The 23,577-nt window shown below is 65.9% G+C and carries 23 protein-coding genes; 12 read left to right on the forward strand and 11 right to left on the reverse strand.

All coding sequences use genetic code 11. From position 1 onward, the window contains the following. The first annotated feature begins 54 nt into the window (after nt 1-54). Both E8M84_RS09375 and E8M84_RS09380 read left to right on the forward strand, forming a co-directional pair. On the forward strand, nt 55-1,272 hold the full coding sequence (locus E8M84_RS09375; RefSeq protein WP_137110957.1) for a Bcr/CflA family efflux MFS transporter: 1,218 nt from the start codon (nt 55-57) through the stop codon (nt 1,270-1,272). Nucleotides 1,273-1,322: 50 nt separating this feature from the next. Beyond that, a complete protein-coding gene (locus tag E8M84_RS09380; protein WP_137110958.1) occupies nt 1,323-2,717 on the forward strand; it encodes a short-chain fatty acyl-CoA regulator family protein in 1,395 nt (464 codons plus the stop codon). A 69-nt stretch (nt 2,718-2,786) separates the two neighbouring features. Here the strand turns inward: E8M84_RS09380 and E8M84_RS09385 are convergent, their stop codons facing one another. The 3 genes from E8M84_RS09385 to betI form a co-directional block, all read right to left on the reverse strand. Further along, nucleotides 2,787-3,023, reverse strand: coding sequence for a YdcH family protein (locus E8M84_RS09385; RefSeq protein ID WP_137110959.1), 237 nt, complete (start codon nt 3,021-3,023; stop codon nt 2,787-2,789). A 71-nt stretch (nt 3,024-3,094) separates the two neighbouring features. After that, complete coding sequence (gene betA / locus E8M84_RS09390) at nt 3,095-4,744, reverse strand: choline dehydrogenase (protein WP_137110960.1); 1,650 nt, start codon at nt 4,742-4,744, stop codon at nt 3,095-3,097. Continuing rightward, the gene (gene betI / locus E8M84_RS09395) at nt 4,744-5,328 is read right to left on the reverse strand and encodes a choline-responsive transcriptional repressor BetI (RefSeq protein ID WP_137110961.1); all 585 of its coding nucleotides are present in this window, start codon (nt 5,326-5,328) and stop codon (nt 4,744-4,746) included. Before betI ends, betA begins: the two co-directional genes overlap by 1 nt. Nucleotides 5,329-5,414: 86 nt before the next feature. Here betI and choX point away from each other — a divergent pair, with 86 nt between their 5' ends. The 3 genes from choX to choV are packed head-to-tail and all read left to right on the forward strand — an operon-like array spanning nt 5,415 to nt 8,263. After that, nucleotides 5,415-6,344, forward strand: coding sequence for a choline ABC transporter substrate-binding protein (choX, locus tag E8M84_RS09400; RefSeq protein WP_137110962.1), 930 nt, complete (start codon nt 5,415-5,417; stop codon nt 6,342-6,344). Nucleotides 6,345-6,404: 60 nt separating this feature from the next. Then, complete coding sequence (gene choW / locus E8M84_RS09405) at nt 6,405-7,235, forward strand: choline ABC transporter permease subunit (RefSeq protein WP_137110963.1); 831 nt, start codon at nt 6,405-6,407, stop codon at nt 7,233-7,235. Further along, complete coding sequence (gene choV, locus E8M84_RS09410) at nt 7,232-8,263, forward strand: choline ABC transporter ATP-binding protein (RefSeq protein WP_137110964.1); 1,032 nt, start codon at nt 7,232-7,234, stop codon at nt 8,261-8,263. Before choW ends, choV begins: the two co-directional genes overlap by 4 nt. 157 nt (nt 8,264-8,420) lie before the next feature. Here choV and topA read toward each other — a convergent pair whose 3' ends face one another. Both topA and dprA read right to left on the reverse strand, forming a co-directional pair. After that, nucleotides 8,421-10,997, reverse strand: a complete 2,577-nt coding sequence (gene topA / locus E8M84_RS09415) for a type I DNA topoisomerase (protein ID WP_137110965.1) — start codon at nt 10,995-10,997, stop codon at nt 8,421-8,423. A gap of 145 nt (nt 10,998-11,142) precedes the next feature. After that, nucleotides 11,143-12,288: a DNA-processing protein DprA gene (dprA, locus tag E8M84_RS09420; RefSeq protein ID WP_137110966.1), complete on the reverse strand. Its 1,146-nt coding sequence runs from the start codon at nt 12,286-12,288 to the stop codon at nt 11,143-11,145. Between the two features lie 186 nt (nt 12,289-12,474). Here dprA and E8M84_RS09425 point away from each other — a divergent pair, with 186 nt between their 5' ends. The 6 genes from E8M84_RS09425 to E8M84_RS09450 all read left to right on the forward strand — a co-directional run bounded on the left by E8M84_RS09425 (nt 12,475) and on the right by E8M84_RS09450 (nt 17,357). Next, complete coding sequence (locus E8M84_RS09425) at nt 12,475-13,752, forward strand: 4-aminobutyrate--2-oxoglutarate transaminase (protein WP_137110967.1); 1,278 nt, start codon at nt 12,475-12,477, stop codon at nt 13,750-13,752. Nucleotides 13,753-13,757: 5 nt separating this feature from the next. Next, nucleotides 13,758-14,909, forward strand: coding sequence for a sugar-transfer associated ATP-grasp domain-containing protein (locus E8M84_RS09430; protein WP_137110968.1), 1,152 nt, complete (start codon nt 13,758-13,760; stop codon nt 14,907-14,909). 142 nt (nt 14,910-15,051) lie between these two features. Then, complete coding sequence (locus tag E8M84_RS09435) at nt 15,052-15,318, forward strand: glycine zipper 2TM domain-containing protein (protein ID WP_240790340.1); 267 nt, start codon at nt 15,052-15,054, stop codon at nt 15,316-15,318. A 164-nt stretch (nt 15,319-15,482) separates the two neighbouring features. Continuing rightward, nucleotides 15,483-16,214 carry an energy-coupling factor ABC transporter ATP-binding protein gene (locus E8M84_RS09440; protein WP_137110969.1) on the forward strand — a complete coding sequence of 244 codons (732 nt, stop codon included), beginning with the start codon at nt 15,483-15,485 and terminating at the stop codon, nt 16,212-16,214. Then, entirely contained in the window at nt 16,189-16,785 is a 597-nt protein-coding gene (locus tag E8M84_RS09445) for an energy-coupling factor transporter transmembrane protein EcfT (protein ID WP_137110970.1), read from the forward strand. Before E8M84_RS09440 ends, E8M84_RS09445 begins: the two co-directional genes overlap by 26 nt. Nucleotides 16,786-16,814: 29 nt before the next feature. Further along, nucleotides 16,815-17,357 carry a biotin transporter BioY gene (locus E8M84_RS09450; protein WP_137110971.1) on the forward strand — a complete coding sequence of 181 codons (543 nt, stop codon included), beginning with the start codon at nt 16,815-16,817 and terminating at the stop codon, nt 17,355-17,357. 2 nt (nt 17,358-17,359) lie between these two features. Here E8M84_RS09450 and E8M84_RS09455 read toward each other — a convergent pair whose 3' ends face one another. The 4 genes from E8M84_RS09455 to metF form a co-directional block, all read right to left on the reverse strand. Continuing rightward, entirely contained in the window at nt 17,360-18,430 is a 1,071-nt protein-coding gene (locus E8M84_RS09455; RefSeq protein WP_137110972.1) for a thiolase family protein, read from the reverse strand. Continuing rightward, nucleotides 18,418-19,608: an AMP-binding protein gene (locus E8M84_RS09460; protein WP_137110973.1), complete on the reverse strand. Its 1,191-nt coding sequence runs from the start codon at nt 19,606-19,608 to the stop codon at nt 18,418-18,420. Before E8M84_RS09460 ends, E8M84_RS09455 begins: the two co-directional genes overlap by 13 nt. After that, nucleotides 19,605-20,045 (reverse strand): type II 3-dehydroquinate dehydratase, encoded by a 441-nt coding sequence (aroQ, locus tag E8M84_RS09465; protein WP_137110974.1) that lies wholly within the window; start codon nt 20,043-20,045, stop codon nt 19,605-19,607. The genes E8M84_RS09460 and aroQ overlap by 4 nt, the downstream gene beginning before the upstream one ends. 146 nt (nt 20,046-20,191) lie before the next feature. Next, nucleotides 20,192-21,058: a methylenetetrahydrofolate reductase [NAD(P)H] gene (gene metF, locus E8M84_RS09470; protein WP_137110975.1), complete on the reverse strand. Its 867-nt coding sequence runs from the start codon at nt 21,056-21,058 to the stop codon at nt 20,192-20,194. An 85-nt stretch (nt 21,059-21,143) separates the two neighbouring features. Between metF and E8M84_RS09475 the strand changes: the two genes are divergently transcribed. Next, entirely contained in the window at nt 21,144-22,052 is a 909-nt protein-coding gene (locus tag E8M84_RS09475; protein WP_137110976.1) for a LysR family transcriptional regulator, read from the forward strand. 217 nt (nt 22,053-22,269) lie between these two features. On the opposite strand, the gene E8M84_RS09480 is transcribed toward E8M84_RS09475, so the two are convergent. Continuing rightward, a complete protein-coding gene (locus tag E8M84_RS09480) occupies nt 22,270-23,055 on the reverse strand; it encodes an inositol monophosphatase family protein (protein ID WP_137111799.1) in 786 nt (261 codons plus the stop codon). Between the two features lie 70 nt (nt 23,056-23,125). Continuing rightward, a complete protein-coding gene (locus E8M84_RS09485; RefSeq protein ID WP_137110977.1) occupies nt 23,126-23,548 on the reverse strand; it encodes a L,D-transpeptidase in 423 nt (140 codons plus the stop codon). Nucleotides 23,549-23,577: the final 29 nt, after the last annotated feature.

Consider the following 23,577-nt stretch of genomic DNA (forward strand, 5'->3'; position numbering starts at 1 on the left):
AAACCCACCCCGCCCGGAGGTGGACTTCGCCTGACCCGGGGCGTAGGAAAAGGGATGACCTCCCTCCAAGACCCCCGCTTTCTTGATCGGACGACCCCGCCGAAGATCGTCACGCTGATCCTTATGGCCGGACTGTCGGCCCTGACGATGAACATCTTCCTGCCATCCCTCCCCGGCATGGCGACTTACTTCGGCGTGCCCTACGGCGTGATGCAGCAGTCCGTCGCGCTGTATCTCCTCCTCTCCGCCCTTCTCCAGATCATCATCGGCCCGATCTCCGACCGCTACGGCCGCCGCGCCGTGCTGCTCTGCTCTCTGATCCTGTTTCTTCTGGCCACCGTGGGCACTCTCCTTGCGCCCACCGCGACCTGGTTCCTGATCTTCCGCATGGCCCAGGCCGTCATCGCCTCGGGCATGGTCCTGTCCCGAGCCGTCGTCCGCGACATGGTCGCCGACGAACGCGCCGCCAGCATGATCGGCTATGTCACCATGGGGATGAGCCTGGTGCCCATGATCGGCCCGGTCATCGGCGGTGTCCTGGACGACCTTTACGGCTGGAAGGCTAACTTCGCGCTCCTCCTGATCCTCGGCCTCGGCACTCTCGCCCTCGTCTGGGCTGACCTCGGCGAAACCGCCACCCTGCGCCGCGTCAGCCTGATGGACCAGATCCGCACCTACCCCACCCTCCTCGCGTCGCGCCGGTTCTGGGGCTACACCCTTGCTGCCGCCTTCGCCTCGGGCTGCTTTTTCGCCTACCTCGGCGGAGCGCCCTATGTCGGCGACAAGATCTTTGGCCTGTCCTCCACTCATGTCGGCGCCCTGTTCGCTTTGACAGCAATCGGTTACGCCCTGGGAAACTTCTTCGCAGGCCGCTACTCCGTCCGCATCGGCATGAACCGGATGATCCTGCTGGGTTGCATCGTCACTTCTGCCGGGCTTGCGCTTCTGGCCCTCCTCACCCTCGCTGGCCTCTCCGGCCCCACCGTCTTCTTCGGTCTCACCATCTTCATGGGCCTCGGCAACGGCATCTGCCTGCCCAACGCCAACGCCGGAATGCTCTCGGTCCGCCCCGACCTTGCCGGCACCGCCTCCGGCCTTGGCGGAGCAATCCTGATCGGCGGCGGCGCGGCCCTTGCCGCCTTCGCCGGTGTCCTCCTCGGACCCGGCTCTTCGGAAATGCCGCTCATCCTCCTGATGCTCGCCTCCTCCATCGCCTCGGTGATCGCCATCCTCTTCGTTATCCGCCGCGCCCGGCAGATCGACGCCGCCTGACTCTTGACGAGGCTTTGCAAAGCGCCGCATAGCTTTGCAAAGAGGTTCCGATGGCCACCCAGAAACTCTATGCCGGCGTCAAACTGCGCGAGATTCGCGGGCGGCTGTCGCTGACCCAGAAGGCCTTCGCCGACAAGCTGAACGTCTCGCTGCCTTATCTGAACCAGATGGAGAACAACCACCGGCCCGTCTCCGCCGCCGTGGTCCTCGCCTTGGCCCAGGAATTCGGCCTCGACGTCACCGAACTGACCGTGGGCGAAAGCGAACGCCTGGTGACCGACATGCGCGAGGCCTTGGCAGACCCGGTCTTCACCACCGCCACGCCCCCGCTGGCCGATCTCCGCCTTGCCGCCTCGAACGCTCCGGCACTCGCACGCGCCTTCCTCGACCTCCACCGCGCCTACCGCCAGACCCATGAACGCCTCGCCTCGCTGGATGAGGCTTTGGGTCGTGAAGACGCCGATCTCCGCCCCTCGGCATGGGAGGAGGTCCGCGACTTCTTTCACTATTGCGACAATTACTTGGATGCCATCGACCGCGCGGCAGAATATTTCGCGACCTCGGCAACCAGCGGAAAACCCATCGAAACTCTCGCGCAGGACCTGCTGAAACGCGCAGGAATCAGTCTGCACTATTCGAATACCGCGCCCTTGCGGCACTACGACCCGCAGGCCAGGCGCCTCGACATCTCCGCCCGCGCCTCTGGCCCGTCGCAACGCTTCCAGCTTCTCCACCAGGTTGCCCTTCTCACGCAGAATGAACTGCTTGAAGCAACCCTCGACCTGGCAAGGTTTTCCACGCCCGAAGCCCGCGACATCGCCAAGATCGGCCTTGCGAACTACTTCGCCGGGGCCGCCCTCCTGCCCTACCGCGCCTTCCTGACCGCGGCACAAGAGGTCCGCCACGACCTCGAACGCCTCGCCGACATCTTCGGTGCCAGCATCGAGCAAGTCGGTCACCGCCTTTCCACGATGCAGCGCCCCGGCGCCAAGGGTATCCCCTTCTTCTTCGTCCGTGTCGATCAGGCGGGCACGATCACCAAGCGCCACTCCTCCACCCGGTTGCAATTCGCCCGCTTCGGTGGGGCCTGTCCCTTGTGGAACGTCCACCAGGCCTTTGAAACCCCTGGGCAATTCCTGCGCCAACTGGCCGAAACGCCCGACGGGGTCCGCTACCTCTGCCTGGCCCGCGACGTGTCAAAACCCGCCGGGGCCTTCCTCGCCCCGGTTCGCCGCTATGCCATCGGTCTGGGGTGCGAGGTGCAGCACGCCCAACACCTCGTTTACTCCGATGGGCTCGACCTGAAAGGCCGGTTCGAGCCCATCGGCATCTCCTGCCGAATCTGCGAGCGGGTGGACTGCCACCAGCGGTCGGTTCCGCCGCTGGAAGGGCGTTTGAAGATCAATCCCAACGCCCGCGACGTCCTGCCCTACGAGATCGGCTGAACCTCGTCGTTCGCTTCGTGTCCTCCTCGGGGCGGTCAGCGAGGAGTGGCGAAGCCTTCGACGAGCGGCCTACTTGCGCAACGCCGCCGCGATCTGGTCCTTCAGCCGCGACCGCGTTTTCCGCAGTCCTTCCTCCTCGGCCTCGGTCACGAGGTCCAGCCGCGTCTCCGCCCGGTGCACCTTGTCGTTGACTGCATCGTAGTCCGTCAGCAGCTTCGCGAAATGCGCGTCAGACGCCTTCAAGGCACTGATTTTCTGCGCGTCCGCCGGAAATTCCTCGTGCAGCGTGTGCGGGGTGTTCGACATGCCTATCTCCTTCTTGACTGTCCCTACCAGTCTAGAGGGTCCAGCCCCGCGGCACCTTGACCCGGATCAACCTACCGCTGTGAAACCCGCCAGTTCGGGTTGATCCAGGGTTCCAGGTTCGAGGCCGGCAGGGGCGTCCGCCCCAGGATATGATCCGCCGCCTTCTCGCCGGTCATGATCGACGGCGCGTTCAGGTTGCCGTTCGTCACCTGGGGGAAGATCGAGCTGTCAGCGACCCGCAGCCCCTCCACCCCGATCACCCGGCATTCCGGATCGACGACCGCCATCGGATCGCTGGCCCGCCCCATCCGACAGGTCCCGCAAGGGTGATAGGCGCTTTCGACATGCTCGCGCAGGAAATCGTCCAACTGGATGTCGCTTTGCACCTTGGGACCCGGCTGCAGTTCGCCCTTCAGATAGGGCTTGAACGCCTCTTGCCCGAAGATTTCGCGGGTCAGTCGGATGCAGGTGCGGAAGTCCTCCCAGTCCGACGGGTCGGACATGTAGTTGAACCGGATGACCGGCGCGTCCGTCGGGTTGCCCGACCGCAGCGTGATCGAGCCGCGCGACTTCGACCGCATCGGGCCGACATGGGCCTGAAACCCGTGGCCTTCCGCCACCGCCTTGCCGTCATAGCGGACCGCAATGGGCAGGAAGTGGTACTGGATGTCGGGGTATTCGACCCCGGCCTTCGACCGGATGAAGGCGCAGGCTTCGAACTGGTTCGACGCGCCCGGCCCCTTGCGGCTAAACAACCATTGCGCTCCAACCCAGGCCTTGCCCCAGAGATTCCAGTATTTGTAAAGGGTTATCGGCTGGCTTGCCGCAAACTGCATGTAGATTTCCAGATGGTCCTGCAGATTCGCGCCCACCCCGGGCCGGTCCGCGACGACCTCCACCCCATGCTCGCGCAGATGCGCGGCGGGCCCGATCCCCGACAGCATCAACAGCTTGGGCGAGTTGATCGACGAGGCCGCGATGATGACCTCCCGCCCCGCCTTGATGACCTGCCGACCCGCGCGGGTGTCGATCTCGACGCCCACTGCGCGCTTGCCTTCCATCACCACGCGCCGGGCAAAGCCGCGCACGATCTGCACGTTCCCCCCGGCCATCGCGGGCTTGAGGTAGGCATTCGCCGCCGACCAGCGCCGACCCTTGTGGATCGTCGCCTCGAAGGGCCCGAATCCCTCCTGCTGCTGGCCGTTGTAATCCGCCGTCACCGGATAGCCCGCCTGCCGCCCCGCCTCGATGAAGGCGTCGAACAGCGGGTTCTCCCGCCTTCCGCGATTGACATGCAGCGGGCCGTCGGTACCCCGGAACTCTGGCCCTGACCCGCCGTGCGAGGCTTCCATCCGCTTGAAATACGGGAGAACATCGGCATATCCCCAGCAATCCGCCCCCATCTCGGCCCAGGTGTCGAAGTCCTTCGCATGGCCCCGGACATAGACCATCCCGTTGATGCTGGAGGACCCCCCGATCACCTTCCCCCGCGGCGTCGCCAGCACCCGGCCGCCCAGGTGAGGCTCCGGCTCGGTGGCAAAGCCCCAGTCGTAGATCCCCATGTTCATCGGATAGGACAAGGCGCCCGGCATCTGGATGAACGGACCGGCATCCGACCCGCCATGCTCGATCACTGTCACCCGCTTGCCCGCCTCGGCCAGCCGGTAGGCCATCGCGCAGCCCGCCGAACCCGCGCCCACGATCACATAGTCCGCATGCATCAGACCGCCCCCCGCGCCAATTCCACTTCCAGATGTCGCAACGCCAACGCCACTGCCTCCGCCCCGTCAGGCGGGCCCGATTTCAGCACCTCGCGCAGATACAGACCGTCGATCATTGCCCCCAGCGATTCGGCGATTCCCTCGGCCCGGTCACCCGCCAGAGGGCGCAGGGCGGACACCAGATTTGACCGCAGCCGCCCCTGATAGATCGCCAGCAGTCGCTTGGCAGGAGGAGCCGTCTGCGCGAGAACCCAGAAGTTCAGCCAGGCCCCCACCGCCTCGCGCCGGAAGTTGCCGGGGCTGAACGATGCCCGCAAAATCCCGCGAATCCGCCCCTCCGGCCCCTCTGCCGCCGCCAGCGCGCCCCGAACTTCCGCGCCATACAGCGTCATGATGTGGCGCATCGCGGCCAGGAACATCTCTTCCTTCGACCCGAAGTAGTGGTGCGCCAGCGCACTCGACATCCCTGCCCGCTTGGCGATCTGGCTCACCGTCACGTCCAGCGACCCCACCCTGCCGATCTCGACAATCGTGGCTTTTACCAGCGCTTCCTTGCGGATAGGCTCCATCCCAAGCTTTGGCATCGGTGCGGCCCCAAAAATGTCTTGCCAAACCGAAGTAGGGCGAAGTTTATTGACTCGTCAATCAACAAAAAACACGGGGAGCCTGCATGACCATCCGTTCCACCCTCCTGACCACCGCCGTCACCTTCGCCCTTGCCGGGTCCGCCTTCGCCGAAGGTTGCGACAAGATCGTCTTCTCGGACGTCGGCTGGACCGACATCACGGCGACGACCGCCGCCACGACGCTCGTCCTCGAAGCGCTTGGCTATGAGACCGAAACCAAGGTTCTCTCGGTCCCCGTCACCTATACCGGCCTTGCCGAAGGCGACGTCGATGTATTCCTTGGCAACTGGATGCCGACGATGGAGGCCGACCTCGCCCCGCACCGTGACGCAGGGAAAGTCGAAACGGTCCGCACCAACCTTGAAGGCGCCAAGTACACCCTTGCCACGAACGAGGCCGGCGCCGCCCTCGGCATCGCCGACTTCAAGGACATCGCCGCCCACAAGGACGCGCTGGAAGGCCAGATCTACGGGATCGAACCCGGCAACGACGGCAACCGCCTGATCCTCGACATGATCGCCTCGGGTCCCTTCGGGCTGGACGGCTTTGAAGTCGTCGAATCCTCGGAACAGGGCATGCTGGCCGAAGTCGCCAAAAAGTCCGACGCCGGTGAGCCGATCATCTTCCTCGGCTGGGAACCTCACCCGATGAACGCCAACTTCAAGATGACCTACCTGACCGGCGGTGACGACTATTTCGGCCCGAACTTCGGCGGCGCCGTGGTCGATACCAACGTCCGCGCGGGCTATGTCGCGGAATGCCCGAACCAGGGCAAACTGTTGCAGAACCTGTCGTTCTCGCTGGCCATGGAAAACGAGATCATGGGCAAGATCCTGAACGACGGCGAGGACCCGCGCGATGCGGCAAAGGCCTGGCTTGCCGCCAACCCCGATGCCTGGAAGGCCTGGCTTGACGGCGTGACCGCAAAGGACGGCAGCGATGCCGTGGCGGCCGTGGAGGCTGCGCTCCAGTAATCAGACAAGGCCCCGGGGACCAACCCGGGGCCGCTTTCGTTCCGACCAGGGGGACTGGGAATGGACTGGCTGACGGATTACAAGATCCCGGTCGGCAAGGTGGCGAAGTCCATCTTCGACTGGATGAAGGACAACCTCTCGCCGCTGTTCGACGCGATCTCGGCCGTCATGGAAGCGATGATCGAGGGCATCCTGTGGCTTTTGCAGACGCCTCACCCCTTTGTTATCATTGCCATTTTCATCGCGCTGACCTGGTATTTGCAGCGCAGCTGGAAAGTCTGCCTCGGCGTCTTCCTGGGTTTTCTCTTCATCCTGAACCAGGGCTACTGGGAAGAGACGACGGAAAGCCTGACCCTGATCCTGTCGGCCTGCGTGGTCTGCATGGGGCTTGGCGTGCCCATCGGCATCGCCGCCGCGCACCGGCCCCGGCTTTACACCGCGCTTGCGCCGATCCTAGACCTGATGCAGACCCTGCCGACCTTCGTCTACCTGATCCCGGCCATCGTCTTCTTCGGCCTTGGCATGGTCCCGGGCCTGATCGCCACGGTGATCTTCGTCCTGCCCGCACCGATCCGACTGACCCACCTTGGAGTCTCCTCCACGCCGAACGCGCTGCTGGAGGCCGCAACGGCGTTCGGCGCGACCCCGCGCCAAAGGCTCTGGAAGGTAGAACTGCCCTGGGCCATGCCGCAGATCATGGCGGGGCTGAACCAGACCATCATGCTGTCCCTGTCCATGGTCGTCATCGCCGCACTTGTGGGCGCGAACGGCCTGGGCGTCCCCGTCGTCCGCGCGCTGAACTCGGTCAACACCGCGCTAGGCTTCGAATCGGGCTTCATCATCGTCGTGGTGGCGATCCTCCTTGACCGTATGCTGAGGGTGACACGATGACCCGCCCTGCCGTTGAATTCGACCGCGTCTCCATCGTCTTCGGCGACAACCCGGAGCGCGCCCTGCCCCTGATGGACCAGGGCAAGACCCGGGCGGAGGTGCAGCAGGCCTGCGGTCAGGTGCTGGGCGTGCACGACTGTTCGCTGACCGTGGCCGAAGGCGAAATCCTTGTCCTGATGGGACTTTCCGGCTCTGGCAAGTCCACCCTTCTGCGCGGCGTGAACGCGCTGAACCCCGTCGTCCGGGGTGAAGTGCGGGTGCTTGAGAACGACAAGATGGTCTCGGTCACCAAGGCCGACCCCGAAACGCTCCGTCGCCTGCGCGCGACGCGGATCGCGATGGTCTTCCAGCAGTTCGGCCTTCTGCCCTGGCGCACCGTGCGCGAAAATGTTGGGTTAGGGCTGGAACTGGCCGGCATGTCGCCGGAGGCGCGCAAGCCCAAGGTCGATGCCCAGCTTGAACTGGTGAACCTGTCGCAATGGGCGGATCGCAAGGTCGGCGACCTTTCGGGCGGCATGCAGCAGCGGGTGGGTCTTGCCCGCGCCTTCGTCACCGACGCGCCGATCCTTCTGATGGACGAACCCTTCTCGGCCCTGGACCCCCTGATCCGGTCCAAGCTGCAGGATGAACTTCTGGACCTGCAGGCCAAGCTGAAGCGCACCATCGTCTTCGTCAGCCACGACCTGGACGAAGCCTTCAAGATCGGCAACCGCATCGCGCTGATGGAGGGCGGCCGGATCGTGCAATGCGGCACCGCGCGCGAGATCATCGCCAACCCGGTCAGCGAATATGTCGCCGATTTCGTCGCCCACATGAACCCGCTCGGCGTCCTGACCGCCCGCGACGTGATGGAGCCGGGCGAAGCCTCAGCCGTCGCGCATCAGCTTCCCGCCGAAACCCCGGTCAAGCACATCATGGACCTGATGTCCCAGGGCGTGGCCGAGCTGGTGGTAACGGAAAACGGTCGCAACCTTGGCATGATCCGCACCGCCGGGCTGATGGCAAAGCTGATCAATCCACGGGGCTAAGTCCAAGAATTTTAAGTAAAATTCTTGGCGAATTCCTTGAGTAAGGAATTTTGCTCCCCCTGTCGCAGGCGCAGCGGGCAAAAGTTAAGTTTCCCCTAACGTCCGCGACCAAGCCATTGATTTCACGGGAACAATCGAAAGTGTCCACCGTGGACACTCACTCCGCCGCCGCCGTCTTCTTGGGCGCGGCCTTCTTCGCCGTCGCCTTCTTCGGGGCCGCCTTCTTCGCCCCAGCCGCCGCCTTCTTCGGCGCGGCCTTCTTCTTCGTCCCCGATTTCCCCACCTTCTCGGCGATCAGGACCAGCGCCTCCTCCAGCGTGACCGCCTCCGGCTCCACCCCCTTGGGCAGCGTAGCGTTGACCTTCTCCCACTTCACATAGGGACCGTACTTGCCCGGCATGACCTGGACCTCACCCCCATCCGGGTGCGCCCCCAGAACCTTCAACGGCCCCGCCTTCGCCGCCCCTCCGCGCCGCCCGGCCAGCTTCTGGGCCAGCACCTCCACCGCCCGGTTCATCCCGATGGTGAAGACCTCCTCCACCTCCGGAATGTTCGCGTAGACCGCCCCGTGCTTCACATAGGGCCCGAACCGGCCGATCCCCGCTTCGACCAGCACCCCGTCCTCCGGATGCTTGCCGACTTCCCGGGGCAGCGACAGCAGTTGCAATGCCCGCTCCAAGGTCAACCCGTCCGGAGTCCATCCTTTCGGCAGGCTCGCCCGGTCGGGCTTCGGGTTTGCCTCGGAAGCCTCCCCCCGCTGGACGTAGGGCCCGAACCGACCGGCCCGGAGCGAAATCTCCACCCCGTTCTCGTCCTGCCCCAGCACCCGTCCGTCCGAAGCGACCGACTCCGCATCCCCCGCCAAGGGACGGGTATACCGACACTCCGGATAGTTGCCGCAGCCGATGAAGGCCCCCCCCGACCGCGCGGTCTTCAGGTGCAGACGACCCGTCCCGCAGGTCGGGCAGACCCGGGGATCGCCCCCATCCGCCCGTGCCGGGTACAGGTGCGGGGCGAGGAAATCGTCCAGCTTCTCCAGCACCTCGCCGATGCGCAGGTCCGCCGTCTCGGCAATCGCCGCGCTGAAATCCCGCCAGAACCGCGCCAGCACGTCCTTGTAGTCGCGGTCGCCAGCCGAGACATCGTCAAGCTCCGCCTCAAGGTCAGCGGTGAAGTCATACTCCACATACCGCTTGAAGAAGTTCGCGAGGAACGCCGTCACCAGCCGCCCCTTGTCTTCGGGGAACAGGCGATTCTTGTCCTTCCTCACATACTCCCGGTCGACGATCGTGGTCAGGATCGAGGCATAGGTGGACGGCCGACCGATCCCCAACTCCTCCATCCGCTTGACCAGCGTCGCCTCGGTATAGCGTGGTGGGGGCTGAGTGAAGTGCTGCTCGGGCGTGACCGCGCCCTTGTCCAGCTTTTCGCCCTGCATCACCTGCGGCAGGCGGCCTTCCTCGTCGTCCTCGTCGTCGCGGCCCTGATCGTAGACCTTGAGGTAGCCGTCGAACAGCACCACCTGCCCGTTCGCCCGGAACGCCACCTCGCCGTCGGGCGAGGCCACGTCCACCGCCGTCCGCTCCAGCCGCGCCGCTGCCATTTGCGAAGAAATCGTCCGCTTCCAGATCAGGTCGTAAAGCTTCCGCTGATCCTCCTCGACCCGGATCTTCTCGGGCCCCAGGGCCATGTCCGTCGGTCGGATGCATTCATGCGCTTCCTGAGCGTTCTTGGCCTTGTTCTTGTACATGCGGGGAGAGTCCGGAACATACTCCGCCCCGAACCGCCGCTTGATCTCGTCCCGCGCGGCCATCACGGCCTCGGGCGCCATGTCGATGCCGTCGGTCCGCATGTAGGTGATGTAACCCGCCTCGTAGAGGCGCTGCGCGGCGTTCATGCACTGCTTTGCGCCCATGCCGTATTTGCGGCTGGCCTCCTGCTGAAGCGTCGACGTCATGAAGGGCGGCCAGGGGTTGCGCGTCGCCGGTTTCGATTCGACCGCCATCACCTTGAAATCGCGGTGCTTCGCCGCCTCGACCGCAAGCTCGGCAGCGGTGGCAGTGGGAATGTCGAACTTGGTCAGCTTCTTGCCGCCAAGGGTGACCATCCCGGCCTCGAACTCCTGGCCCCGCGGGGTGCGGAAGACGGCCTTCACCGTCCAGTATTCCTGGGCCTTGAAGGCCTCGATCTCCATCTCGCGCTCGACAATCAGTCGCAGGCAGACTGACTGTACCCGTCCTGCCGATTTCGCACCCGGAAGCTTGCGCCACAGGACCGGCGACAGGGTGAAGCCCACCAGATAGTCCAGCGCGCGGCGAGCGAGATAGGCTTCGACCAATGCCTGGTCGACCTCGCGCGGTTCCTTCATCGCCTTGGTCACCGCGTCCTTGGTGATCGCGTTGAAGGTCACGCGGGCGACCTTTTTGCCTTTCTTCAGTGAGCTTTGCAGGGCTTCCTTCAGGTGCCAGCTGATCGCTTCGCCCTCACGATCGGGGTCGGTCGCAAGGATCAGGGTGTCGTCGGATTTCAGCGCTTCGGTAATGGCGCGGATATGCTTTTTCGACTCGGGCGCGACTTCCCAAAGCATGTCGAATCCGTTCTCGGGGTCGACCGAGCCATCCTTTGCAGGCAGATCGCGGACGTGGCCGTAAGAGGCAAGGACCGTGAAGTCCGGGCCGAGATACTTATTGATTGTCTTGGCCTTGGCGGGGGATTCGACGACAACGACTGGCATGATCTAGGGGCTCCCGCGGCCGGCAAATGGCGGGGCAACATGTGGGGGAAGCCGCGCGCTTGTCAACCTGTGGGGGCGAATTCGCCGCGGCGGACGGGCCGAGACGGAGCGGACGTCCCGAGGTCAACAAACGCGATGCCCCTGCCTATTCCAGCCGGGAAAGCAGGCCGCCCGGCTGGCGGGCAATCCGACCCTCAAGCTCAAGGTTCAGAAGTTCGGGCGCAAGTTGGGCCGGGGTGACCTTGAGATCCCGCATCAGCTGATCCTCGGCCAGGGGGCTGGGGCCAAGCCTGGACAGGATCATCGCGTGCAGAAGCGCCACGTCCTTCAGGGGGCGCTGGGGCGTCTCGGGGCCGGGAAGCGGCGCAAGCGTCATATGCGTTTCGGTCCGCGCCTCACCCGGGGTTCCAAGCGCTTCAAGTACGTCCTGAACGCCACGGACCAGCACCGCCCCGTCGCGGATCAGCATGTTGCAGCCCGAGGCCCGGGCATCGAAGGGGTGGCCGGGGACGGCCATGACGTCGCGCCCATAGTCGAGAGCGGCGCGGGCTGTAATCAGGCTGCCCGACTTGGCCGCGGCCTCGACCACGATCACGGCGCGGGACAGGCCCGCGACGATCCGGTTGCGCAGGGGGAAATGCCGGGCCTGGGGCTCAAGACCCAGGGGGTGCTCGCTGATGCGACAGCCTCTGGCGTCGATTGCCTGCGCCAAGGCATCGTTTTCGGCCGGGTAGATCACGTCGATTCCGCCCGCCATCACTGCGATCGTACGCCCCTCGCCTTCCAGGGCAGCTTCATGGGCGGCGGTGTCGATGCCACGCGCGAGACCGGAGACCACGGTCATCCCAGCCTCAGACAGGCCTTGGGCCAGCCTGCGGGCCATGCGCATACCCAACGACGAGGCATTCCGCGCACCGACCATGCCGATGGCGGGGCGGTTCAACAGGGACAGGTCGCCCTTTGCCCACAGCACGGGCGGCGCGTCGGGGATATCCCGGAGGGCGCGGGGATACTCATCCTCGCCGTGGATCAGAAGCCGCGCGCCTGCCGCAAGGCCCTGGCGTTCTTCGGCAAGCACGACCCCCACCGGGCAACATTCGTAGTTTTCGACCCCCGCCGCGGCGGCAATCGCTGGAAGAGCCGCCAGCGCCGCGCAGGCCGAGCCGTGTTCGGCCATCAGCCGATGATAGGTGACCGCCCCCACCCGCCGGGATCGGACAAGCCGCAGCCGATCCCGCCGTTCGTCGCTGGTCAGACCGGAAGACAGGTTCGCAAGCTGACCATCCGCCATCAGTGCCCTCGTTGCATTCGTAGGGTCCAGTCTGCGTCGGGGAAGGTTAAGGAATGCTGAATCACGCAAGTAAGGATCAGTGTTACAAGGATTGAAGTTGGCGCGGATATTTGATCAAATGACCCAAAGACCCCGAGGCCCGAGTCTGATCTCCGGGGTTGTCATGCTTTCTGGGGAGCCAAGACCATGTTGAACGCCGAAGTAGCCAAGCGCCGCGACGAAGCCATCTCGCGTGGGGTGGGCATGATGACCCAGATCTACGCGGATCGGGCGCTCAACGCGGAGATCTGGGACATCGAGGGCAACCGCTACATCGACTTTGCCGCCGGGATCGCGGTGGTGAACACCGGGCATTGCCATCCGAAGGTGATGGCAGCCGTGGCGAACCAGATGACGAAGTTCACCCACACCTGCCATCAGGTGATGCCCTATGAAAACTATATCCGTCTGGCCGAACGGCTGAACGAGAAGGTGCCGGGCAACTTCAAGAAGAAGACGATCTTCGTGACCACCGGCGCCGAGGCCTGCGAGAATGCGATCAAGATCGCCCGCATCGCCACCGGCCGCGATGCCGTCATCGCCTTCGGCGGCGGCTTCCATGGCCGGACCTTCATGGGCATGGCACTGACCGGCAAGGTTGAGCCCTACAAGAAGGGCTTCGGCTCGATGATGCCGGGGGTGTTCCATGTCCCCTTCCCGATGGAGCCGCACGGGATTTCCACCAAGGACGCGATGGCGGGGATCGAGAAGCTGTTCAAGGCCGACCTCGACCCGGCCCGCGTGGCCGCGCTGATCTTCGAACCCGTGCAGGGCGAGGGCGGGTTCTATCCGGCGCCGACCGACCTGGTGAAGGCGATCCGCGCGCTGTGCGACCAGCATGGCATCGTGATGATCGCCGACGAGGTGCAGACCGGTTTTGCGCGCACGGGCAACCTGTTCGCGATGGAGATGCATGGCGTGGCCGCCGACCTGACCACCATGGCCAAGGGCCTCGCAGGTGGGTTGCCGCTGGCGGCCGTCACGGGCCGCGCCGACCTTATGGACGCGGCCAATCCGGGCGGCCTGGGCGGGACCTATGCGGGGAACCCGCTGGGGATCGCCGCGGCAAATGCCGTTCTGGACGTGATCGAGGAGGAAGACCTCTGCGCCCGTGCCAATGAGCTTGGCAGCCGGCTGAAGCAGCGGCTGGAGGCGATCCGCGCCACCTCGCCCGAGATCATGGACATCCGCGGCCCGGGCTTCATGGTCGCTGTCGAATTCGGCAAGCCCGGCTCGAAAGAGCCTGACGCCGGGTTCACTGGTCGCGTCCGGATGGAGGCGCAGAAGCGCGGGCTGATCCTTCTGACCTGCGGCGTCTACGGCAACGTTGTCCGCTTCCTGGCCCCGATCACCATTCCCGACGCGCACTTCGCGGAAGCGATGGATATCCTCGAAGCCTCGGTCGCCGCCGCGCGCCAGGGCTGAATGCGGTGGGATACCTTTCGGCGACGGCCGAGGCCGGGCAGTATGACGTAGTACGGGCGGTCGAGCGTCTCGCCGCGAAAGGCGGGCCCGGACCGCTGCGTCAGGGCTTCAGCCTGATCCGGCTTCAGTTCAGTCGCTACAAGGTGCGGCCCGAGGAATACTTCACCTTTGCGCTCTGGCGGAAAGACCGCGGGCGCGCCTTTCTGCGCGACTTCATCGCCAACCGCCGGATCAAGGCGTTCAACGCCTCGCTGAACATGCCGGACCGGGGTCTTGCGCATGACTTGGTGAACGACAAGCTTGCGACCGAGGCGCTGCTTCATGCCCGGGGACTGCCGGTCAGCAAGACCCTGGCCGCCTTTGCACCAGACGGGGCATCGCTGCCTGACCTGCCCTATCTTCGGCCCTTGCACTCGGCCGAGGACCTGCAGGCCTTCTTTTCGGACCCTGCAAACCTGCCGGTGTTCGGCAAACCGCGCGCCGACAGCTTTGCCCGGGGGGCGGCGGCGATCTCGGGCCTGGCAGAGCCGGGAAAGCTGCGGTTTCTGACGGGCGAGGTCGTGCCGATTGACGGACTTGCGGCCGAGATCGTGCGTGACTGGCGGCAGGGCTATGTCTTCCAGCCCTTCTACCAGTGCGAGGCCAGCTTGCGTCCACATGTCGGGGCCGCGATGGCATCGGTCCGGATCGTCACTCTCTGGACCGACCGCGGGATCGAGCCCTGGTACGCGGTGATACGCCTGCCTGCCAGGTCGGCGATGCATGACGGGGACGCAAAGGACGATCGGATCTGGGGGTTGATCGACATCACCTCGGGCGAAGTGGTGAAGCTCCGCATCCTGCGCGACCCGCAGACCGAGGACCTGCGCCACGGCAACGACCCCGACCAGCCTTTCCTCGGCTTCCGGATACCGGACTGGGCGCGCGCGGTGGAGCTTTGCCGCGAAGCCCATGCCAGCTTTCCCGGTCATGGCATCATCGGCTGGGACGTCTTCCTGACCGATGCCGGTCCGATCCTGAACGAAGCCAACGCCAACCCCGGCCACGTCTACCAGGCTGCCGCCCAGCGTCCGCTTCTGAACCCGGACCTGCGCCCGGCCTATGAACGCGCCCGGGCCTTTGCGCAAAAGCACGGTGGCGGCAGCCCGGCGTTCTGATCCCGAAGGCTGGGAATGGAAAACTTCCGGACCACTGAAGTCGGTTGAATTCCGCCCAGTTGGCAGCCTAACCACAGATTGTGGAACCTTCCGCGCGGCGCGGCGTTACAGTGCAGCCGTAGACTCATCACTTGGAGCACACATGATGAAGCGTTCTATCCTCACCCTTCCCCTGGTCTTCGCCACTCTGGCGGCCTGCACCCCCGCTGAACAGAACGCGACGATCGGCGCTCTGGGCGGTGCTGCGGTTGGCGCGGCAGTCTCGTCGGACAGCGACCGCGAAAAAGGCGCCATCGTCGGCGCAATAGTCGGCGTCGCGGCGTCGCAGCTGATCGGCCCGGCGCCGCAGCAGGGCAAATGCTACTACCGCGACCAGTATGGCAACCGCTTTATCGCCGACTGCGCGTAAGGCGGACGCTGGACCCAAACGGTCCTGCCTGTTTCGAAAACCCTGGCTGTCACCGGCCAGGGTTTTTGCTTTTGCAGCAGGTCCGATCTGCAGCACCTTCGCACGCCCCTTTCGCCGGGCGGGCGAAGCGGCTAGAAGCGCGGCCAGTCCACAAAGGGCCCGAAATGGCTGATCCTTTTCCCGGCATCGAGATCGCTGACGCCCGTGTCCGGCTTGGGTATCGCACGGTTCTGGATGGCCTCACCCTCAGCCTGACCCAGCGCAGGATCGGTATCCTTGGCCGCAACGGCTCGGGCAAGACGACGCTCTTGCGGCTGATCGCGGGGCTGATCCCGGCGGCGGCGGGAACCGTTCGGGTCGAAGGGTTCGACCCCTACACCGACCGGCGCGCCGCCCTGTCTGCCATCGGCATCCTGTTCCAGAACCCGGATCACCAGATCCTGTTTCCGACGGTCGAGGAAGAACTGGCCTTCGGTCTGGCCCAGAAGGGCCTGTCACAGGCCGAAGCCCTGGCGCGCGCCAATGCGGCCTTGCAGGTTGAGACGCGCGGGCATTGGGCCAAAGCACCAGTGACGAGCCTCAGCCAGGGACAGCGTCACTACCTGTGCCTGATGTCGATCCTGCTGATGGCGCCCCGCACGATCCTTCTGGATGAACCCCTTGCCGGGCTGGACCTGCCGACGCAGACCCGTCTGGCCCGCCGCTTCGCCTCCCTGCCGCAGCGGCTGGTGACCATCACGCATGATCCCGCGACGGTGCAGGACTGCGACCGGGTGATCTGGCTGGAAAATGGACGCATCGCAGCCGATGGCTTGCCCGGCGAGGTCATCCCGGACTTCACCGCCGAAATGACCAGGATCGGAGCTGAAGATGCTGACGCTGACCTCGCCGGTTGAGACCTGGGCGCATCGCCTGCCTGCAGGGCCTAAGCTGGCCGCGGTGGCCGGGGTCACGACCGGACTGTTCCTTCTGTCCTCGCCCTGGACGCTGGCGGGACCGGCCCTGGCCGCACTGGCGCTTTATCTGTCCGGGGGATGGGTCTTTGCGCGGGCGGGGCTGCGGCTTCTGTGGCCGCTTTGGCCCTTCGTGCTGGTGGTCGGGCTCTGGCATCTGTGGACTGCGGACCCTGTCGGCGGAGCGGTGGTGCTGCTGCGCATGTTCAGCGCGGTGGCGCTGGCGAATTTCGTCACCATGACCACGCGGCTGTCCGACATGCTGGCGGTCATGGAGCGTCTGGCCAGCCCGTTGTCTCCCGTTCTGCCGCCACGGCGACTGGCGCTGGCCTTCGCGCTGGTGATCCGCTCCATCCCGGTGATGGTCGAACGGATGGACCAGATCCGGCAATCCTGGTCCGCCCGCGCCCCGCGCCGGCCGCGCTGGCGGGTGCTGGTCCCGGCGGTGCTGGCGGCGCTGGACGACGCGGACCGCGTGGCCGATGCCTTGCGGGCACGCGGCGGGTCGGGATAAGTGGGCGCGAACCAACTGGCGGGGACATCGTGGAACGCAACCTTACCCATATCGCTCTGTTCGCCGCGCTGATCGCAGTGCTGGGCCTGATCCCGAAGATCGATCTCGCCTCGGGTGTGCCGATCACCGCACAGTCGATGGGCATCATGCTTTGCGGCGCGGTGCTGGGTGCGCGGCGCGGTGCGCTGGCGGTGCTGCTGTTCCTGGCGCTTGTGGCGGCGGGCTTGCCGCTTCTGTCCGGCGGGCGCGGCGGGATCGGGGTCTTTGCCGGACCGTCCGTCGGCTTCCTCGTGGGCTTCCCAGTCGCGGCCTTCGTCACCGGATGGTTCATGGAACGGACCACACTTTCGCCCATGGTCGCGGCAACGGCGGCCTCGGTGATCGGCGGGATCGGAGTGCTGTACGTCTTCGGTATCATCGGCATGTCGATGGTGCTGGACAAGACGCTGGGCGAGGCCGCCTTCCTGTCCGCAGCCTTCCTGCCGGGCGACGCGATCAAGGCGGTGATCGCCGGTCTCGTGACGCAAAGCCTGTCGCGGATGCGGCCGGCCTCGCTCCTCTCCCGCGCCTGAGACTAATCCGGGGCCTCGACCAGCAGCGCGGTCCCGATTCCCCCGGCTGCGGCGATTGCGGCAAGGCCCCGGCCCTGTCGCAAGCCGTGGAACAGCCGGACCGCAAGCACCGCGCCCGAGGCCCCGACCGGGTGCCCGCGGGCCAGCCCTCCCCCGCCCGGGTTGACGATGGCGGGGTCCAGCCCCGCCCCCTCCACCACAGCGATGGCCTGAACGGCATAGGCCTCCATGATCTCGGCCATGGCAAGCGCCTGGCCGCCCCAGATCGCCCGGATCGCGGCCACTGGGGCGAGGCCGGGCTCCATCGGGTCGCCTCCGACCGTCCTCCCCGCCAGAAGCGTCAGCCCACGGCCTTGCGCAACCCGGTCGCTGACCACCAGGCAGAGTGCAGCCGCATCGGCAGCGACGGCAGCCGTCGCGGCGGTGATGCCGCCGTGCACGACGGGTGCCCGGGCAAGAAGGCGCGGCGACAGTTGCCGGGGGAACGCATCCTGCATCACCCCGTGCAGCGGCACGATCTCGGCCGACAAATCCGCCGCCAGCGCCTTGTCGTGGCTTGCTGTCGCCCAGGCCTCTTGCCGGTCCCGGCCAATCCCCAGCCGCAAAGCCAGCGCATCGGCGGCCTCTGCCATGCCCGGGTTGCGGTCCGGCCAGGGGGTGAAAGGCGCCTCGTCGTAGGGCACCGCAGGGCCGCCATCCGGATCGGTCCGCAGGCGCAAGGGACGGCGGGAGTAGCTTTCGACGCCACCCGCGACCACAACCTCGGCCGCGCCGGAATCCACCAGGGCCTTGGCCAGCAGGATGGCATCGAGGCCCCCCGCGCATTGCCGGTCCATGGTCAGACCCGCCACCATCTGCGGCAGGCCAGCCGCCAGAGCCACCCGCCGGGCGGGGTTTCCCCCCGCGCCAAGGGCGTTGGACAGGATCACCTCATCAACCTGTCCGGGGGCAATCCCGGCATCGGCAAGGCATGCGGCAAGAACCGGCGCCGCGAGCTCCTCCAGCGACAGCCGCGCGAAGGCCCCGCCCCGGGGAACCACCGCCGTCCGGCGCGCCGCGATCAGCCGGGCCATGACAGGCTTGCCTCCAGCGCCTTGAGGTCGGTCTTGCCCGAGGCAAGCACCGGCCAGTCGTCCCGCCAGATCAACGCCTTGGGGGCCTTGGTCGGGCCAAGCGTTCCCCGCAGGCTGCCAAGGATCGCATCCTCTTGCCCCGCATCGCCCTGCAGGACCGCCACCAGCGCATGGCCGCGCAGTGCGTCCTTGACCGGCAGCACCGCAGCGCGGCTCACGCCGGGCAGCGCCTGCAAGAGCGCCTCGATCTCTTCGGGAAAGACGTTCTGGTCGGCCACCGTGACCATGCGCCCTGCGCGCCCTTTCAGGTAAAGGTAGCCAGACTGCAGACTGCCGATCTCGCCCACCGACAACCAGCCATCCCGCCACCTTGTACCGCCGGGTCCCTGCCCTTCCTGTCCGGCGCCGAGGACCGATTGATCGCCGTAGCCAAGAAACAGGTAGGTGCTGCGCACCCAGACCTCATCGCCGGGATCAACCGTGATCTCGACACCCGGATAGGCTCGCCCGACCGATGCATCGGGAGTCTCGGCATCGGCAAGCGTGATGAAGCTTGTCTCTGCCGCGCCATAAAACTCGCGCACCTGCGCGTTGGGTGCCAAGGCGGCAAGCGCGTTGCACAGTGTCGCATCAAGCTTTGACCCGCCGACGAAGACGAACTGCAGGTCCGGACATGGGTCCTGCGCCGCAGCCAGCAGCCGCAATTGCGCGGGCGTGGCATACAGATGGGTGACCCCACGCCGTCCAAGCGCAACAGCCTGACGGTCCGGGCGCAGCGCATCAAGAAGGTGGACCTCCGCCCCCAGATGCACCCCCTCGACCGCACCGTAGAGCGACAGGGAATGGGCCAGCCGCCCCAGAACGGCAACCCGCGCCCCCGGGCCGATGCCGAAGCCCGCATTGACCGCAAAGCTTGCCGTCCAGGAGGCTTGGGTGCGACGGATGCGGCGTGGCCGCCCGGTCGACCCAGATGTCAGCGTTTCGAACACCGGCCGCCCCTCCGGGTCCGGCGCGGGCTGATCCGCCGCGCCGATGCGGAAGGCCGGGTGTCCGATCGCCGCCGCAAGCCCTGCCGGGGTGTCGGGCAGCACCGCACCGCTTTGCGGCACAGGTGGCACCAAGGTCCCGGAACTGTCGAACAGCCGGGCCTTGGGATGCCACCGAAAGCTGTCGGTCATGCCGTCAGAAGCGTGGCGATCCGGCGCAGCGCCAGAAGATAGCCTTCCGTCCCGCAGCCCGCGATCACCCCGTCGGCGCGGGCCGAGACGTAGGAGTGGTGGCGGAACGCCTCGCGCTTGTGGATGTTCGAGATATGGACCTCGATTACCACACCTTCATAGGCGTTCAGGGCGTCCAGGATGGCGATGGAAGTGTGGGAATAGGCACCAGGGTTGATGATGATCCCCGCACTCGTCCCCCGCGCCGCGTGGATCCAGTCGACCAGCTGGCCTTCGTGGTTTGACTGCAGCGCCTTGACCCGGAGGCCGAGGTCGTCCGCCAGGTCCGACACCTTGGCCGCCACGTCGTCCAGCGTTTCCCGCCCATAGATTTCCGGCTGGCGCAGGCCAAGCAGGTTCAGGTTCGGGCCGTTCAGCAGGGTGACGAGTTTCGACATGGGGCGTCCGCGCAAAGGGTTCGCGCGAGATTAGCCGATATGCCTGTCGGGACAACGGGCAAAAAATTGGCGGCTTTCCAGGGACCTGCTGGGGACAGTCCGGAAAGCCGCCCAGGGAGACACCATTACACCCCAAGGGGTTGAAATCAGGCCACTTTCTCAAGAACCAGTTCGGGCAGGATGCCCAGGGCGCGCACCACTTCGCGGGTCAGATGCGGGCGGTTCAGGGTGTAGAAATGCAAATCCTCGACCCCGCCCTGGATCAGCTTGTCGCAAAGCTGGGTGCATTGGGCGAGCGCCAGAAGCTCCTCGCGCCCGTCGCGGGCGGCGGTGGTGAAGGCCTCGTCCAGCTTCTGCGGCACCGAGGTCCCGCAGCGGCGGGCGAACTTTTTCGCGCCCTCCCAGCTGGTGATCGGCAGGATGCCGGGGATGATCGGGGCGGTGATCCCCGCCTTCACGCAGGCATCGCGGAAGCGGAAGAAGGTGTCGGCATCGAAGAAGAACTGGGTGATCGCGCTGGAGGCCCCAGCATCGGTCTTGCGCTTCAGCCAGGTGACGTCGGCGGTGCTGTCGGCGGCGTCCGGGTGGGGTTCGGGATAGGCACCGACGCGGATCTTGAACTTGCCGGTTTTCGCAAGCTTCTCAACCAGTTCGACCGAGTTGGCAAAGCCCAGAGGGTGCGGGACGAAGCGCTGCGCACCTTTGGGGGCGTCGCCGCGCAGGGCGACGATCTCGGTGACGCCGGCAGCGGCATAGGCCTCGGCGATGGCGAGCGTCTCGGTCTGGGTCGCGTCGACGCAGGTCAGGTGCGCGGCGACCGGCAGGCCGTAGTTGCGATGGATGGTCGAGACCGCCTCGTGCGTCAGGGTGCGGGTGGTCCCGCCCGCGCCGTAGGTGACCGACACGAAGGACGGCTTCATGGGCGCCAGTGCCTGCACCGTTTCCCACAGCCGGAACGAGGCGTCGAGCGACTGCGGCGGGAAGAATTCGAAACTGATACGGGGCGTGGACATGGTGTTCTCCTGCGATGGGTTCTTGTCGCAGATTTCTAAATGTGAGACCAATTCATAGTTCTCACGATCTTCATGAGGTTCGTTCATGTACATCGAGCTGCGCCATCTGCGGACGATCCGGGCCATCCAGCAGGCGGGGGGGCTGCAGCGGGCGGCGGATATGCTGAACATGACGCAGTCGGCTTTGTCCCATCAGGTCAAGGGGTTGGAAGATCAGGCGGGGATGGAGCTGTTCGTGCGGCGGTCGAAGCCGATGCGGCTTTCGGCGGCCGGCATCAGGATGTTGCGGGCGGCGGAACGGATCCTGCCAGAGATTGACGCGATGGAAGAAGAGTTCCGCGCGCTGCGTGCTGGGCGGACGGGCCGACTGCACATCGCCATCGAGTGCCATGCCTGCTTCGACTGGCTGTTCCCGGTGCTGGAGATGTTCCGCCACGCCTGGCCGGAAATCGACGTGGACATCCGGGCGGGGCTGGCCTTTGGGGCGCTGCCCGCCCTGAACCGCGAGGAGGTCGATCTGGTCATCTCCTCCGACCGTGAGCCGCCGCCCGGGATCGTGTTCAACCCCCTGTTCGACTACCACCCGACCTTTGTCGCGTCCTCGCAGAACCCTTTGGCGGCAAAGGATTTCATCACCGCCGAGGATTTCCGGGACGAGGTCCTGATCACCTATCCGGTCAGCCGCGACAAGCTGGACGTCTTCACCGAAATCCTGACGCCCGCAAAGGTGGAACCCCGGGCGCAGCGGACGGCGGAGCTGACCGCGGTGATCCTGATGCTGGTGGGATCGAACCGGGGGGTGGCGGTGCTGCCGGACTGGGTGATGCGCGAGGTGAAATCCAATGCCGACTACATCACGCGGCCGCTGGGGCCCGAGGTGGTGACCAAGCGGATGTATGCGGCGACGCGGGAGGAGGATGCGGCGAAACCCTATATCGCGCATTTCCTGCGGCTGGCGCGGTCGGAGCCGGTGAAGCTGCAGCGTGCCGACTAAGTCACTGCGGACGCTGGGTTAATCCGGGGTGTTTCGGAAAGGTTAAGCGTCTGGCATCCGTCTGGCATGTGTCGGGTTTCCGTACCGACGCAGGCGGGCCTGTGTGTCGTTCACCATGAGGGACGAATCGGTACCGCAGGCGTGGGTGACGCCTCCTCGTTCGACTGCGTCTCATTGTCGGAAGGCCCGCGAGGAGGGACGAAGTCCCCGACGAGCCTTACGCCCGGATCGTGTCCGCCATCGGTTTGAACAGCCCGTCATTGGCCGCGATCAGCGCGCCGTCCAGCGGGTCGGTGCCTTCGCGCAGACCTTCGACCAGCCCCCCGGCTTCCTTGACCAGCAGGATCCCGGCCGCCACGTCCCAGGCCGACAATTCACGTTCCCAGTACCCGTCGAACCGGCCGGCGGCGACGTAGGCGAGGTCCAGCGACGCGGCCCCCCAGCGCCGCACCCCGGCGCAGGCGGGCATCAGGCGGCCTAGGTCCTTCAGCATCGCAGGAAGCGTGGACTTTGCGCCGAAGGGCACGCCAGTCGCAAAGACCGCCTCGTGCATCGCCCGGCGGGCCGAGACGCGGAGGCGGCGGTTGTCGTTCAGCCAGCAACCCGCGCCCTTTTCGGCCCAGAACATCTCGTCCTTGGCGGGGTCGTAGACGACGGCGGAGACGATCTCGCCCTTGTGCTCCAGCGCGATGGAGACGGCCCAGTGCGGCATCCCGTGCAGGAAATTGGTGGTCCCGTCCAGCGGATCGACGATCCAGCGCCGGGTCGGGTCGGCACCCGCGGCGCCACCGGTTTCCTCGCCCAGCCAACCGTAGGTCGGGCGGCCACCGAGGAGCTCTTCCTTGATGAGACGTTCGGCCTCGCGGTCGGCCCGGGACACGAAGTCCCCCGGACCCTTGGTCGACACCTGCAGGTTCTCCACCTCGCGGAAGTCCTTGACCAGGCTGCGGCCCGCCTTGCGCGCAGCCTTGATCATCAGGTTGAGGTTGGCCGAGCCCTGCATCTTCCGCTCCAACAGCATTTCAAGCCCGGCGCTATAGCGGGTCGGGGGCGGGAAAGAAAGGGGGCGAGGCCTACTGGACGATCACCACGCGCATGTTCTCCATCCCCTCGGCCTTGACCATGTTGAACAGGATCTTGGCGTTGTCGGGATGCAGGCGCACGCAACCGCGGCTTGCCGGCGCGCCAAGCTTGCTGATCTGGTCGGTGCCGTGGATCGCATAGTGCCCGTCGTAGAAGATCGCGAAGGGCATCGGCGCGTTGTTGTAGCGGCGCGAGCGATGGTTCTTCGACAAGAATTCCGGCGCATAGGTGCCGGTGGGAGTGATCTTTCCCGCCTTAGCGGTTGAAACCGGCCAGGTGTAAAGCAGGCGACCCTCGTGGTAGACCTTCATGGTCTGCGACGAAATCGAGACACGGGCGAGGACCCGGTCTGCAAGGGCCTGCCCGGGCAGAAGCGCCAGAACCAGGGCAAGCGCGGCAAAATGGCGGCGCATAGAAACCTCCGAATGTATTCACCAATCTG

This window comes from Rhodobacter sp. SY28-1 (assembly GCF_005222785.1).
In the GTDB taxonomy this organism is placed as follows: Bacteria; Pseudomonadota; Alphaproteobacteria; order Rhodobacterales; family Rhodobacteraceae; genus Tabrizicola.

Bases quoted from the DNA above. Each gene is read 5' to 3' on its own strand.
- E8M84_RS09375 (WP_137110957.1), top strand. From the start codon at position 55: ATGACCTCCCTCCAAGACCCCCGCTTTCTTGATCGGACGACCCCGCCG.
- E8M84_RS09380 (WP_137110958.1), top strand. From the start codon at position 1,323: ATGGCCACCCAGAAACTCTATGCCGGCGTCAAACTGCGCGAGATTCGC.
- E8M84_RS09385 (WP_137110959.1), bottom strand. From the start codon at position 3,023: ATGTCGAACACCCCGCACACGCTGCACGAGGAATTTCCGGCGGACGCG.
- betA (WP_137110960.1), bottom strand. From the start codon at position 4,744: ATGCATGCGGACTATGTGATCGTGGGCGCGGGTTCGGCGGGCTGCGCG.
- betI (WP_137110961.1), bottom strand. From the start codon at position 5,328: ATGCCAAAGCTTGGGATGGAGCCTATCCGCAAGGAAGCGCTGGTAAAA.
- choX (WP_137110962.1), top strand. From the start codon at position 5,415: ATGACCATCCGTTCCACCCTCCTGACCACCGCCGTCACCTTCGCCCTT.
- choW (WP_137110963.1), top strand. From the start codon at position 6,405: ATGGACTGGCTGACGGATTACAAGATCCCGGTCGGCAAGGTGGCGAAG.
- choV (WP_137110964.1), top strand. From the start codon at position 7,232: ATGACCCGCCCTGCCGTTGAATTCGACCGCGTCTCCATCGTCTTCGGC.
- topA (WP_137110965.1), bottom strand. From the start codon at position 10,997: ATGCCAGTCGTTGTCGTCGAATCCCCCGCCAAGGCCAAGACAATCAAT.
- dprA (WP_137110966.1), bottom strand. From the start codon at position 12,288: ATGGCGGATGGTCAGCTTGCGAACCTGTCTTCCGGTCTGACCAGCGAC.
- E8M84_RS09425 (WP_137110967.1), top strand. From the start codon at position 12,475: ATGTTGAACGCCGAAGTAGCCAAGCGCCGCGACGAAGCCATCTCGCGT.
- E8M84_RS09435 (WP_240790340.1), top strand. From the start codon at position 15,052: ATGATGAAGCGTTCTATCCTCACCCTTCCCCTGGTCTTCGCCACTCTG.
- E8M84_RS09440 (WP_137110969.1), top strand. From the start codon at position 15,483: ATGGCTGATCCTTTTCCCGGCATCGAGATCGCTGACGCCCGTGTCCGG.
- E8M84_RS09445 (WP_137110970.1), top strand. From the start codon at position 16,189: ATGCTGACGCTGACCTCGCCGGTTGAGACCTGGGCGCATCGCCTGCCT.
- E8M84_RS09455 (WP_137110972.1), bottom strand. From the start codon at position 18,430: ATGGCCCGGCTGATCGCGGCGCGCCGGACGGCGGTGGTTCCCCGGGGC.
- E8M84_RS09460 (WP_137110973.1), bottom strand. From the start codon at position 19,608: ATGACCGACAGCTTTCGGTGGCATCCCAAGGCCCGGCTGTTCGACAGT.
- aroQ (WP_137110974.1), bottom strand. From the start codon at position 20,045: ATGTCGAAACTCGTCACCCTGCTGAACGGCCCGAACCTGAACCTGCTT.
- metF (WP_137110975.1), bottom strand. From the start codon at position 21,058: ATGTCCACGCCCCGTATCAGTTTCGAATTCTTCCCGCCGCAGTCGCTC.
- E8M84_RS09475 (WP_137110976.1), top strand. From the start codon at position 21,144: ATGTACATCGAGCTGCGCCATCTGCGGACGATCCGGGCCATCCAGCAG.
- E8M84_RS09480 (WP_137111799.1), bottom strand. From the start codon at position 23,055: ATGCAGGGCTCGGCCAACCTCAACCTGATGATCAAGGCTGCGCGCAAG.
- E8M84_RS09485 (WP_137110977.1), bottom strand. From the start codon at position 23,548: ATGCGCCGCCATTTTGCCGCGCTTGCCCTGGTTCTGGCGCTTCTGCCC.